We start from the raw sequence: 11,761 nt of genomic DNA, 5'->3' as shown, positions 1-11,761 counted from the left end.
TGGAGTAAATTACGGATTAATCGCGATCTGCGCAATGATACTTTGATCATTGAGTGCGATTACGCTTAGTACGTCATCATCCAACATGCCATAGCTCGCCGGATAGCCGCCTTTCGGAATGCTTACCGAACCGGGGTTAAAGTGGAAAATTTCACCCCGCTGTTCCGCCACTGGTAGATGGGTATGACCGTACACCAGCACGTCGTTCTGGTTTAAAGCCGGCAGATTATCCGGGCCAAACAGATGACCATGCGTCAGAAACAGACGTTGCTTTTCCAGTAATACCTGTTGCCACGGTGCGGTTATAGGGAAGTGCAGCAGCATCTGATCCACTTCGCTATCGCAGTTGCCGCGCACGGCGATAACTTTATGCGCCACCTCATTCAGCCGTTCGGCTACTTTGGCTGGCGCATACCCTTCAGGCAGGGCGTTTCTCGGGCCATGATTCAGCACGTCGCCAAGAATCACCAGCCACTGAGCTCCGCTCTGGGCAAACAAATCCAGAACACGTTCCGTCGCCGGTAACGACCCATGAATGTCCGATGCAAACATCAGTTTCATCACTCACTCCTCGTCGAAAAAACGTAAGCTATGATACTGGATTCTATCGCCTCTATCAGCCAGATTGCTTCGCCGAAAGTGCAATAAAAAGCTGAACTGAAGCCCGCTGCCACTGGAATGCTGCATAATCCACCAGACGTTCCGGCACCTCATCACCCTGTAATACCAGGCGGTTAATCATTAACGCCAAATCAGTATCTGCAATACACCACTCACCAAACAGATTCGGCTGGTCATGCGCCAGTAAATATTCTGCCATCGCGAACAGTTTCTCTGCACTGGCCTTTCCCTCCACCGTTAATGGCGCTTTTTTCGCACCAGCAAAAACAACATCCGTCGGACGCTCTTCGCGGATGGGCATCAGATCGCTGCGTAGCCAGGCCTGAATCTGCCGTGCCCGCGCCCGATTTTGCAAATCAAGCGGATAAATGCGCTCCCAGGTCGGCGGCGCAAAACGATCCTCCAGATATTCTGCAATGGCAGAGGATTCACTTAACTCAAAATCATCAATTTGTAACAACGGCACGCGCCGTGTCTGTCCGTAACCTTGCCACGTCGGCCGCAAATGTTCACCGCTGTCGAGGTTGATAGTTTTTATATGAAAAGGCAGGCCTTTCTCCTGCAACGCCACCCAGGCGGATAACACATAAGGGGAGAAAAAATGGGCATCTGACCACAGCGTGATTGCAGGTTTACTCATTATGTCCTCAGCGATAAATGGGCTTGCTATCAAACTATAGAGCCTTTTTGTCACGGTTACTTGATGAAAACTTACACAAGTCGCTGCGCTTTCTATACTTGATGTGTTCAGATTATTAGATAACCGGAGCTGCAATGATCGATCTCTATTTCGCCCCAACGCCGAATGGTCACAAAATTACGTTGTTTCTCGAAGAGGCGGGACTGGATTATCGCTTAATCAAAGTTGACCTCGGTAAAGGCGATCAGTTTCGCCCGGAGTTTTTGCGCATTTCACCCAACAATAAAATTCCGGCGATTGTTGATCATGCCCCGACTGACGGCGGTGAACCATTAAGCCTCTTTGAGTCAGGTGCAATTTTGTTGTATCTGGCGGAAAAAACAGGGCTATTTTTAGGTCATGAACCGCGTGAGCGCGCCGCCACATTACAGTGGTTATTCTGGCAGGTTGGAGGCCTGGGGCCGATGCTCGGGCAAAATCACCATTTTAATCATGCAGCGCCACAGACTATTCCCTATGCAATTGAGCGTTATCAGGTTGAAACTCAGCGTCTGTATCATGTGCTGAATAAGCGCCTGGAAAACTCGCCCTGGCTGGGCGGTGAAAACTACAGCATTGCAGATATTGCCTGCTGGCCGTGGGTTAATGCCTGGACTCGCCAGCGAATTGATCTCGCGATGTATCCGGCAGTAAAAAACTGGTATGAACGAATCCGCTCACGTCCTGCTACCGGGCAGGCGCTACTAAAAGCACAAGTAAATGATGAGATTTCGAATAGTTAACAGAACCTGGTTCTCGTGTATTATTTAATCCTAAATAAAACAACGGAGAACCTGCAATGGCACAACCTGCCGCGATTATTCGTATAAAGAACCTTCGCTTACGTACATTTATCGGAATTAAAGACGAAGAGATTAACAACCGTCAGGATATCGTTATCAACGTGACGATCCATTACCCCGCCGATAAAGCGCGTACCAGCGAAGATATTAATGACGCGCTGAATTATCGCACCGTTACCAAAAACATCATTCAACACGTAGAGAATAACCGTTTCTCTTTGCTGGAAAAATTAACTCAGGATGTGCTCGATATCGCACGTGAACATCACTGGGTGACGTATGCTGAAGTGGAGATCGATAAACTTCACGCGCTGCGCTATGCCGATTCGGTATCCATGACCTTGAGCTGGCAGCGTTAACCGCTATATCGGGAGGCTGCATGAATATAGTGATCACCGGAGGGACGGGATTAATTGGTCGCCATTTAATCCCACGCTTGTTGGAACTGGGTCATCAGGTAACGGTGGTAACGCGTAACCCGCAGACAGCCAGTTCCGTTCTCGGCTCCCGAGTGACACTATGGCAAGGGCTTGCCGATCAAAGCAACCTCAACAGCGTTGATGCAGTAATCAACCTGGCCGGAGAACCGATTGCTGATAAACGCTGGACTCGCGAGCAAAAAGATCTCCTCTGCCAAAGCCGCTGGAATATCACGCAAAAACTGGTGGATTTGATTAACGCCAGTGACACGCCGCCGTCAGTGCTCATTTCAGGCTCGGCGGCGGGATATTATGGTGACTTAGGTGAAGTCGTGGTCACCGAAGAAGAACCGCCACATAACGAATTTACCCATAAACTCTGCGCCCGTTGGGAAGAAATTGCCTGTCGGGCGCAAAGCGACAAAACACGAGTGTGCCTGCTGCGTACCGGCGTAGTACTGGCTTCGGATGGCGGTATCCTCGGCAAAATGCTGCCTCCGTTTCGCCTTGGCCTGGGCGGTCCGATAGGCTCCGGTCGGCAGTATCTGGCCTGGATTCATATTGATGATATGGTCAACGGTATTCTCTGGCTGCTGGATAACGATCTGCGCGGGCCATTTAATATGGTCTCGCCATATCCGGTACACAATGAACAATTTGCCCATGCGCTTGGTCATGCGCTGCATCGCCCGGCGATTTTGCGCGTCCCTGCCACAGCTATTCGCTTGCTGATGGGGGAATCATCGGTTCTGGTATTGGGCGGACAACGCGCCTTGCCAAAACGGCTTGAAGAAGCGGGGTTCGCTTTTCGCTGGTACGATTTAGAAGAGGCGCTGGCGGATGTCGTTCGCTGATGTGGTTTACTGCAAACATCCGCCAGTTAATCCCAGTGTTACAGGATTAGTGGCTTTGCGCGATAAGATCGTCTGGCGAAAGTCTGGTCACCATCAGAACTAACTCTCTGTCTAACCCTCTCTCCAACATCTCCTGAGCAATACGCAGGGCTTCTTCGTGTTTGCCCTGCATTGCACCTTCTTCACGTAATCTGTCAGCAATGGTCATCAGTTTCTCCTTTTCTTGTGGTGCACGTTCCGTTATCTCACCAATAAATGCTCGGAAACGCTGGGCATCCCCCGTTTGTAATACGTAATTAAACAGGGCTTTTAGTTGTCTGTCATTAGTGTTCCCTGTAACTAGCAGCGAAACAATTTGATCGACTAATCCCAACAGATCGCGCTGGCGAATATGTTTCTGAATTAACTCCAACAGCGCCATTTTGCGGTGTTGCATAATCTCGTCATCCGGCACCACGGTAATATCCACCAACGGAAACGCTGATGAATATATTTTGCGGGCAATCGCAGGCTCGGCAAATTCATCAAGCCAGCAGAGAGAATAAGGATAAGGGCTTCTGCAACCATGATAAAACAGCATTGGGATCACCAACGGAAGTTCTTTATAGCCCGCATCCAGATGGTTTTGCATCGCCGCGATGGAATAGCGCATCATGCGAAAAGCCATTAATTCTTCCGGCTTACTTTGGTGCTCTATCACCACATAAATATAACCCGCTCCCTCCTGCGTTTTCACAGACCACAAGAGGTCGGAATAATATTGCCGCAGGTCTTCATCAATAAAACTGTTGGGTTCCAGTTTGAGCGTCGTTAAATCACACAGTTTGCGCAGCGGTGCGGGAAGATGAATATCAATAAAATCCCGCGCAGTGTCTGGATGGCGTAAAAAAGATTTAAATACCGCATCATGCGGCGTGGAAGTTGTCGATATTGTCATGGCGTTCCGTCACCCCTCAAATTTAAGATGACGCGACAATAACCACGATTAACACCCAATGCAGCAGGCAGTTTTTATCTTTGGACAGCGAATTCAGAAGTATTTTTAGCGGACTGCAACTTTTACATTTCAGCGGAAGCTGACTCGCAAATTCCCCCTGAAAATACACCGGCAGCATTAGCCACCGGAGAGATAATTATTTTAGCGATCCCTTAAGGAACTGTTGCAGACGCGGACTTTGCGGGTTGCCGAATAACTTTTCTGGCGTACCCTCTTCTTCAATTTTCCCTTGATGAAGAAAAATTACATGCGTGGAGACGTGGCGGGCAAAGCCCATTTCGTGGGTCACTACCACCATGGTTTTCCCCTCTTCTGCCAGTTGCTGCATAATACGCAACACTTCGCCTACCAGTTCAGGATCGAGCGCCGAGGTAGGTTCATCAAACAACAGAACTTCCGGTTCCATTGCCAGCGCCCTTGCGATGGAAACACGCTGTTGCTGACCACCGGACAGGTGCACCGGATATTTCCCCTGCGCACGTTCGTCTATCCCGACTTTTGCCAGATACTTCACCGCCCGCTCGCGCGCCACCTGCTTGCTCAGGCCCAACACCTGAATCGGCGCTTCCATGACGTTTTCCAGCACCGTCATATGGCTCCAGAGATTGAAGTGCTGGAACACCATGGTCAGGCGTGTGCGCAGTAAGCGCAGCTGATTTTTATCGGCGACTTTGAGTTGACCGTCTTTGTCACGCACCAGATTGATCGTCTGACCATTAACCACGATCGATCCTTCGCTCGGCTTTTCGAGGAAGTTAATGCATCGCAAAAAGGTACTTTTCCCCGATCCCGACGACCCGATGATGCTTATCACATCTCCGGCGTTCGCCTGCAGGGAAACCCCTTTCAGCACTTCATGTTCGCCGTAGCGTTTGTGCAAATCGATAACGTTTAATTTATTCTCGGACATCGTATTCTCAGTGCGTTGAAGAAGGTTTCACATGCTGCAACCAGCGTTTTTCCGCTTTACGGAACAGGTTTATCAGGACATAAGAGATAATTAAATAGAGCACAGCGGCAATGCCGAAGGCGGTAAATGGTTGATAAGTGGCGGCGTTGATATCGCGAGCAATTTTCAGCAGATCCGGCACCGTGGCGGTGAAAGCCAGCGCAGTAGAGTGCAGCATCAGGATCACTTCGTTGCTGTATGCCGGTAAAGCAATACGCAGTGCAGAAGGCAAAATAATGCAGCGATACATTTTAAAGGTCGAGAAACCGTAGGCTCTGGCAGCTTCAATTTCCCCATGCGGCACTGAGCGGATTGCCCCGGCAAAAATCTCGGTGGTATAAGCACAGGTGTTGAGCGTCAGCGCCAGCACGGTACAGTTCAGGCCACTGCGGAAAAAGGCGTTAAGGAACTCGGTGCCCTTAACAATTTCCAGCGTGTACATGCCGGAATAGAACACCAGCAACTGAACATACAGCGGCGTACCGCGAAAAATATAAGTAAATAACCAGATTGGAAACTGGATGTATTTATTACTTGAGACGCGACCAATCGCCAGAAACAGCGCCAGAATTCCGCCCATCACTACCGACAAAATCAGCAGCCAGAGAGTGATCGCCACGCCAGTGAAACGGTAGCCGTCGGTCCACAACAATGATTTCCAGTATTCCTGAATGATTTCGATCACAGGTCGGCCCTCTTCACACCCACGGAGTAGCGGCGCTCAAGGAACAGCAGCACACCATTGGAAACGGTGGTGAAAACCAGATAAATCACGCCGCAGACGATGGCGAAATAGAACGGTTCCCAGGTACTTTTACCCGCAAGTTGCGTGGCTTTGACCACATCTTCCAGGCCGAGTAACGAAACCAGTGCTGTAGATTTAAGGATCACCTGCCAGTTGTTGCCAATGCCTGGCAGGGCGTAACGCATCATCGCCGGAAACATGATCCGCCGAAACACTTGCCCACGAGTAAAACCAAACGCCGTCGCCGCCTCTATATGCCCTTTCGGCACTGCCATAAAAGCACCACGGAACGTTTCGGTAAAATAAGCACCGTAGATAAAACCGAGAGTGATAATACCAGCGACCATCGGATCGATATCAATCTGCCCGACGCCCATCGCCTCCGTCACCGTGTTTAGCGCAATCTGCAAACCGTAGAAAATCAGCAGCATCAACACCAAGTCCGGCACGCCACGAATCAGCGTGGTGTATCCTTCGAAAATCAGCCCCGAAAGCCGATTTTGCGAGAGCTTACCGCCAGCGCCAATTAAACCGATGATTACAGCGAGCACTACAGAGCTGATCGCCAGCTCCAGCGTGACGAGCGCACCCTGTAAAATAACACCTGAAAACCCATACAACATGCTGCCTGTCCTGTCGTGTGTGGTGAATTACCGCCTCTTGTCTCCCTCCGGTTACCCGAAGGGAGCGGGCTTTCTTTCACCGATGGCGATTAACCACCATAAACATCAAAATCGAAGTACTTTTTCGCTAATTTCTCGTAAGTACCGTCAGCGCGCATTTCGGCAAAGGCTTTGTTCAGTGCCTCGCGCAGTTCGTTATCTTCTTTACGCAGGCCCATGCCGGTCCCTACGCCAAACAGTTTTTCATCTTTAACAGACGGACCACCGAATTTGTAATCTTTACCGACGGGTTGTTTGAGGAAACCTTCGCTGGCAGCGACCTCATCCTGGAACGCGGCATCAATACGTCCGGCAGTCAGGTCAGAATAAATGTTGTCCTGCCCCTGATACGAGACGATTTCAATGCCTTTTGGTGCCCAGTGTTCATTACCGAACGTCTCCTGGGTGGTGCCCTGCAATACGCCTACCCGTTTGCCTTTCAGCGACTCGACTGTCGGCTGAATGTCGGAATTTTTCGCCACCACCAGACGAGAATCGGCAGCGTACAGTTTGTCGGTGAAGGCAATTTCTTGCTGACGTTTTTCCGTAATGGAAAGCGATGACATGATGGCGTCAATCTTCTTCGCTTTTAAGGACGGGATTAACGCATCCAGCGGGTTTTCGACAAACGTACATTGCGTATTGATGCGCTTGCACAACTCCTTCGCCAGATCGATATCGAAGCCAACCAGTTCGCCTTGTGAATTTTTTGATTCAAATGGCGCATAGGTCGGGTCGGTACCGATGCGGATGTTTTGCGGAATCGCAGCAAATGCCGCAGTTGCGCTGGAGAAGGCCAGAACCAGAGAGAGCGATAGCACCAGTTTTTTCATAATGTCCTCAACTGACAGTCTTTTTATAGGGAATATTTACAGGTTTGTTACACTTATCGTGCCATAAAATTGACCATCAAGGCAAAATATCCCGCCCCGTTAGACGTATTATTTTTCATTAAAAATGCTTAAGTATGCATTTCAATGCACCACGATAGTGCAACAAACCTGGCGTGCACCATGATGATTCCCCATCAGGCGCTACTTCCCTGCGACGTATCAGTCACCATAGACATTAAAGTCGAAATACTTTTTCGCCATCTTGTCGTAGGTGCCGTCCTGACGCAGTTCGCCAAGCGCCTTATCAAAGGCGGCTTTCAGTTCGGCATCATCTTTACGTAGCCCTACGCCTGTACCATCACCGAAGTATTTTTTGTCTTTCACTGATGAGCCAGCAAAGGCGAACTCTTTACCGGCGGGTTGCTTGAGGAAACCTTCGCTGGCAGCCACTTCATCCTGCAGAGCGGCATCCAGACGACCTGCATCCAGATCGGAATAGACCAAATCCTGGTTAGCATAGGCCACCACATCGACGCCTTTACTGCGCCAGTTGTCATTAGCATACGCTTCCTGGGTGGAGCCTTGCAGCACGCCAACATGTTTACCTTTCAGTGAATCCAGCGTCGGCTGGATCGACGAACCTTTGGCGGCAATCAAACGAGAATCTGCGGCGTACAGCTTGTCGGAGAAGGCAATCTCCTGCTGACGTTTATCGGTAATGGAGAGCGACGAAATAATGGCGTCGATTTTTTTCGCTTTCAGTGAGGGGATCAGCGCATCAAAGTCACTGGCAACCCAGGTACATTTCACCTGCATCCGTTTGCACATCTCGTTACCGAGATCGATATCAAAGCCAACAAAGTCACCTTTGGCATCTTTCGATGAGAACGGTGCATAGGTGGTATCCGTTCCGATACGTACCGTCTCCGGCAGCGCCGCATAGCTGGAAGCCGCTGCGGAGAGACCGACTAACAAAGACAGAGCGAGAATCGACTTCTTCATACATAACCCTCAAGTGAAATGGCTTTTTTATGTTGTGTATTGTGTTGTGTGTTGCAGGCTCTTTCATGCAGGTCTTATGCCATCTTGCCGACAGCAGAAACATTCGATGTTAAATATGTTAATAAGACGTTGCGTTATTGTCCTGAAGTTGAAGATAGCAGGTATGACGGTTCAATCGCAGCGTTTCGATTCAATGACAGGAACAAAATGTCGAGGATTTGATCGCGGTTGCAAAATTGCCCTGAAACAGGGCAACAGCAAAGTTATACGCCCTGCCAGCGGGCAAAGAGATCTTCGGGAAGGGTTATCGCAAACTGGTCAAGTACACGGTTAACCGTCTGATTTATCACATCATCAAGCGATTTCGGGCGATGATAAAACGCCGGAACGGGAGGCATAATCACCGCACCAATTTCCGCCGCCTGAGTCATTAACCGCAGGTGGCCTAAGTGCAATGGTGTTTCACGCACGCAGAGCACCAACGGGCGACGCTCTTTCAGCACCACGTCTGCCGCACGGGTCAGTAAACCATCGGTATAGCTATGGACAATGCCGGAAAGGGTTTTGATTGAACAGGGTAAAATCACCATCCCCAACGTCTGGAAAGAACCGGAAGAAATGCTGGCAGCAATATCGCGCACATCGTGCGTCACATCGGCTAACGCTTGCACCTCGCGCAGGGAAAAATCCGTTTCGAGGGATAAGGTCTGGCGCGCCGCCTGGCTCATCACCAGATGCGTTTCAACATCTGCGACATCGCGCAGAACCTGTAATAAACGCACGCCATAAATCGCGCCGCTGGCACCGCTGATGCCTACAATGAGTCGTTTCATAAATAGTTGCCCTGTCAGACTTGCAGGCAGACTTTGCAGGATTTCGGCGGGAGTTGCAAGTCAGGGTGCCAGACCGGCACCCTGCGTGAAGGCGTCATCCTTCGTTATGCATTTCCAGATTTTCTACTTCGTTCTGGCGCTGCACCGCTTTGGCGTCGTCATTACGTAAAGTATCGAGGAAATCGAGGTAGCCCTGATCAACATCTTTGGTGACGTAGACGCCGTTGAACACCGAGCATTCAAACTGCTGGATATCCGGGTTTTCAGCGCGAACGGCTTCGATCAGATCGTTGAGATCCTGGAAGATAAGTCCGTCAGCACCAATGATCTGGCGAATTTCATCCACTTCACGACCGTGGGCGATAAGCTCCGTGGCGCTCGGCATATCAATACCATAAACGTTCGGGAAGCGAATTTCCGGTGCCGCAGAGGCGAGGTAAACTTTCTTCGCTCCGGCTTCGCGTGCCATCTCGATAATCTGCTCAGAGGTGGTGCCACGGACGATAGAGTCATCGACCAGCAGGACGTTTTTATCGCGGAACTCGGCGCGGTTAGCGTTCAGTTTACGACGCACGGACTTACGACGCAGTTGCTGACCCGGCATGATGAAGGTGCGACCAACGTAACGATTTTTGACAAATCCCTGGCGGTACGGTTTACCCAGAATTCGAGCGATTTCCAGCGCGATATCGCAGGAAGTTTCCGGGATTGGAATAACCACGTCGATATCCAGATCTTCCCATTCACGGGCAATTTTTTCGCCAAGTTTCGTTCCCATATTGACGCGGGCGCTGTAAACGGAAATTTTGTCGATGAACGAGTCCGGGCGGGCGAAGTAAACATACTCAAACAGGCACGGATTGCTGACCGGATTGTCGGCACACTGGCGGGTAAACAACTGTCCGTCTTCAGTGATGTAAATCGCTTCACCAGGAGCGACATCACGCAGGAACTCAAAGCCCAGGGTGTCGAGCGCAACGCTTTCAGAAGCGACCATATATTCTGTGCGATTCTCATCAATATCGCGCTTCCCTAACACCAGCGGACGAATGCCGTTAGGATCGCGAAACGCGACCATACCGTGGCCGATAATCATCGCCACACAGGCATACGCGCCACGGATCTGGCGGTTTGTGGCGGCAATGGCGGCAAAAATGTTGTCGGCTTCCAGCGGGTAATGGCGAAAGTTGTCCAGTTCACTGGCGAAGATATTGAGCAGAATTTCCGAGTCGGAAGTAGTGTTGATGTGGCGGCGTTTTTCTTCAAACAGCTTTTTACGCAACTCGTGAGCGTTAGTCAGATTGCCATTATGGGCAAGCGTGATGCCATACGGGGAGTTAACGTAAAACGGCTGTGCTTCAGAGGCGCTGGAGCTGCCAGCCGTAGGGTAACGCACATGACCAATGCCCATATTGCCCTGCAAACGCTGCATATGGCGAGCTTCAAATATATCGCTCACCAGACCGTTCGCTTTACGCAAACGGAAGCAGTTATTGGCATCAATGGTGATGATGCCAGCGGCATCCTGACCGCGATGCTGAAGCACCGTTAAGGCATCATAAATCGATTGGTTAACCGGCATAACACCGGCGATACCGACAATACCGCACATACGTCTTTTTCCTCGTTAAGCCACATCTCAGAACCGTTAGATCCTGGGCAAGAAACTTGACGAGCTTTGCAGATAATCAAAAAACCATCTGATGATAAAACTGAACTGCGGGATCAGCTGTGATTTGCTCCAGTCTTCGCTTTTCGACACTCCGGTAAAGGAGTCGAGAAAGAAAAGAATGGCAGCAACAATCAGCACACCACGCAACGCACCGAAACAGACGCCCAGCACCCGATCGGTGCCTGACAACCCTGTTTTCTCCACTAGCTGGCCTATCACGAAGTTCACGATAGCGCCAACGATAAGCGTGGCAATAAACAGTACCGCGATGGCAATCCCATTTCGAACCAGTTCGTCTTCAAAGCCCGTAAACCAGGGTGACAGGTAAGTGTAGTAATGACTGGCGACAAAGAAAGCACAACCCCATGTCACCAGCGATAACGCTTCACGAACAAAGCCACGGATCAGGCTAACCAGAGAGGAAAAAGCAATCACCGCGATTATGGCGTAATCAATCCAGACCATATGTGTCCCACGATTTTACGCCCTGTCATCCTGTTCGGGGCGCATTCTAACAGAAAAAGAAAACGTTTGCGTAGGGATTTCCTTCCCGCGCATCAATAAAAATGGCGCTGAAAAAATATTCAACGCCATCGGTTTTTTTGCCTTTGCGGCATCGGGCAATACGTGTCGGATGCGGCGTAAACGCCTTATCCGACCTACAGGGCTGCTCCTGTTCGGGCCTGATAAGA

The 11,761-nt window shown here is 50.2% G+C and carries 14 protein-coding genes; 3 read left to right on the top strand and 11 right to left on the bottom strand.

Translation table 11 applies throughout. The features are described 5' to 3' along the window. Positions 1–9: 9 nt before the first annotated feature. Positions 10–561, bottom strand: coding sequence for a phosphodiesterase (gene yfcE, locus HEN21_RS01875; protein ID WP_010351461.1), 552 nt, complete (start codon positions 559–561; stop codon positions 10–12). A 55-nt stretch (positions 562–616) separates the two neighbouring features. After that, complete coding sequence (gene yfcF / locus HEN21_RS01870) at positions 617–1,261, bottom strand: glutathione transferase (RefSeq protein ID WP_176252017.1); 645 nt, start codon at positions 1,259–1,261, stop codon at positions 617–619. Positions 1,262–1,395: 134 nt separating this feature from the next. Here yfcF and yfcG point away from each other — a divergent pair, with 134 nt between their 5' ends. From yfcG to HEN21_RS01855, 3 genes are read left to right on the top strand one after another with little or no spacing between them, the layout of a single operon-like run. Continuing rightward, positions 1,396–2,043: a GSH-dependent disulfide bond oxidoreductase gene (yfcG, locus tag HEN21_RS01865; RefSeq protein ID WP_176252018.1), complete on the top strand. Its 648-nt coding sequence runs from the start codon at positions 1,396–1,398 to the stop codon at positions 2,041–2,043. A gap of 56 nt (positions 2,044–2,099) precedes the next feature. Continuing rightward, complete coding sequence (folX, locus tag HEN21_RS01860; RefSeq protein ID WP_000068454.1) at positions 2,100–2,462, top strand: dihydroneopterin triphosphate 2'-epimerase; 363 nt, start codon at positions 2,100–2,102, stop codon at positions 2,460–2,462. A 20-nt stretch (positions 2,463–2,482) separates the two neighbouring features. Further along, positions 2,483–3,376 (top strand): TIGR01777 family oxidoreductase, encoded by an 894-nt coding sequence (locus tag HEN21_RS01855; RefSeq protein WP_016158689.1) that lies wholly within the window; start codon positions 2,483–2,485, stop codon positions 3,374–3,376. 46 nt (positions 3,377–3,422) lie between these two features. Here HEN21_RS01855 and rpnB read toward each other — a convergent pair whose 3' ends face one another. From rpnB to cvpA, 9 genes are all read right to left on the bottom strand, one after another. Beyond that, entirely contained in the window at positions 3,423–4,313 is an 891-nt protein-coding gene (gene rpnB / locus HEN21_RS01850; protein WP_059223843.1) for a recombination-promoting nuclease RpnB, read from the bottom strand. 196 nt (positions 4,314–4,509) lie between these two features. Then, positions 4,510–5,283, bottom strand: a complete 774-nt coding sequence (hisP, locus tag HEN21_RS01845; protein ID WP_021551135.1) for a histidine ABC transporter ATP-binding protein HisP — start codon at positions 5,281–5,283, stop codon at positions 4,510–4,512. 7 nt (positions 5,284–5,290) lie between these two features. Next, complete coding sequence (locus HEN21_RS01840) at positions 5,291–6,007, bottom strand: ABC transporter permease (RefSeq protein ID WP_176252019.1); 717 nt, start codon at positions 6,005–6,007, stop codon at positions 5,291–5,293. Next, positions 6,004–6,690, bottom strand: coding sequence for a histidine ABC transporter permease HisQ (gene hisQ, locus HEN21_RS01835; protein ID WP_000965518.1), 687 nt, complete (start codon positions 6,688–6,690; stop codon positions 6,004–6,006). Before hisQ ends, HEN21_RS01840 begins: the two co-directional genes overlap by 4 nt. A gap of 89 nt (positions 6,691–6,779) precedes the next feature. Further along, complete coding sequence (gene hisJ, locus HEN21_RS01830; protein ID WP_000737621.1) at positions 6,780–7,562, bottom strand: histidine ABC transporter substrate-binding protein HisJ; 783 nt, start codon at positions 7,560–7,562, stop codon at positions 6,780–6,782. Between the two features lie 219 nt (positions 7,563–7,781). After that, positions 7,782–8,564, bottom strand: a complete 783-nt coding sequence (gene argT / locus HEN21_RS01825) for a lysine/arginine/ornithine ABC transporter substrate-binding protein ArgT (protein ID WP_176252020.1) — start codon at positions 8,562–8,564, stop codon at positions 7,782–7,784. A gap of 263 nt (positions 8,565–8,827) precedes the next feature. After that, complete coding sequence (gene ubiX, locus HEN21_RS01820) at positions 8,828–9,397, bottom strand: flavin prenyltransferase UbiX (RefSeq protein WP_176252021.1); 570 nt, start codon at positions 9,395–9,397, stop codon at positions 8,828–8,830. Between the two features lie 94 nt (positions 9,398–9,491). Continuing rightward, positions 9,492–11,009: an amidophosphoribosyltransferase gene (purF, locus tag HEN21_RS01815; RefSeq protein ID WP_000334208.1), complete on the bottom strand. Its 1,518-nt coding sequence runs from the start codon at positions 11,007–11,009 to the stop codon at positions 9,492–9,494. 36 nt (positions 11,010–11,045) lie between these two features. Next, positions 11,046–11,534: a colicin V production protein gene (gene cvpA / locus HEN21_RS01810; protein ID WP_000262106.1), complete on the bottom strand. Its 489-nt coding sequence runs from the start codon at positions 11,532–11,534 to the stop codon at positions 11,046–11,048. Positions 11,535–11,761: the final 227 nt, after the last annotated feature.

Origin of the sequence: Escherichia sp. 93.1518 (genome assembly GCF_013368915.2) — a bacterium.
In the GTDB taxonomy this organism is placed as follows: domain Bacteria; phylum Pseudomonadota; class Gammaproteobacteria; order Enterobacterales; family Enterobacteriaceae; genus Escherichia; species Escherichia ruysiae.
This window is presented reverse-complemented; position numbering and strand designations above follow the sequence as displayed.

What these genes read in the sequence shown, in the direction of transcription:
- yfcE (WP_010351461.1), bottom strand. Translation starts at nt 561, where the DNA reads ATGAAACTGATGTTTGCATCGGACATTCATGGGTCGTTACCGGCGACG.
- yfcF (WP_176252017.1), bottom strand. Translation starts at nt 1,261, where the DNA reads ATGAGTAAACCTGCAATCACGCTGTGGTCAGATGCCCATTTTTTCTCC.
- yfcG (WP_176252018.1), top strand. Translation starts at nt 1,396, where the DNA reads ATGATCGATCTCTATTTCGCCCCAACGCCGAATGGTCACAAAATTACG.
- folX (WP_000068454.1), top strand. Translation starts at nt 2,100, where the DNA reads ATGGCACAACCTGCCGCGATTATTCGTATAAAGAACCTTCGCTTACGT.
- HEN21_RS01855 (WP_016158689.1), top strand. Translation starts at nt 2,483, where the DNA reads ATGAATATAGTGATCACCGGAGGGACGGGATTAATTGGTCGCCATTTA.
- rpnB (WP_059223843.1), bottom strand. Translation starts at nt 4,313, where the DNA reads ATGACAATATCGACAACTTCCACGCCGCATGATGCGGTATTTAAATCT.
- hisP (WP_021551135.1), bottom strand. Translation starts at nt 5,283, where the DNA reads ATGTCCGAGAATAAATTAAACGTTATCGATTTGCACAAACGCTACGGC.
- hisQ (WP_000965518.1), bottom strand. Translation starts at nt 6,690, where the DNA reads ATGTTGTATGGGTTTTCAGGTGTTATTTTACAGGGTGCGCTCGTCACG.
- hisJ (WP_000737621.1), bottom strand. Translation starts at nt 7,562, where the DNA reads ATGAAAAAACTGGTGCTATCGCTCTCTCTGGTTCTGGCCTTCTCCAGC.
- argT (WP_176252020.1), bottom strand. Translation starts at nt 8,564, where the DNA reads ATGAAGAAGTCGATTCTCGCTCTGTCTTTGTTAGTCGGTCTCTCCGCA.
- ubiX (WP_176252021.1), bottom strand. Translation starts at nt 9,397, where the DNA reads ATGAAACGACTCATTGTAGGCATCAGCGGTGCCAGCGGCGCGATTTAT.
- purF (WP_000334208.1), bottom strand. Translation starts at nt 11,009, where the DNA reads ATGTGCGGTATTGTCGGTATCGCCGGTGTTATGCCGGTTAACCAATCG.
- cvpA (WP_000262106.1), bottom strand. Translation starts at nt 11,534, where the DNA reads ATGGTCTGGATTGATTACGCCATAATCGCGGTGATTGCTTTTTCCTCT.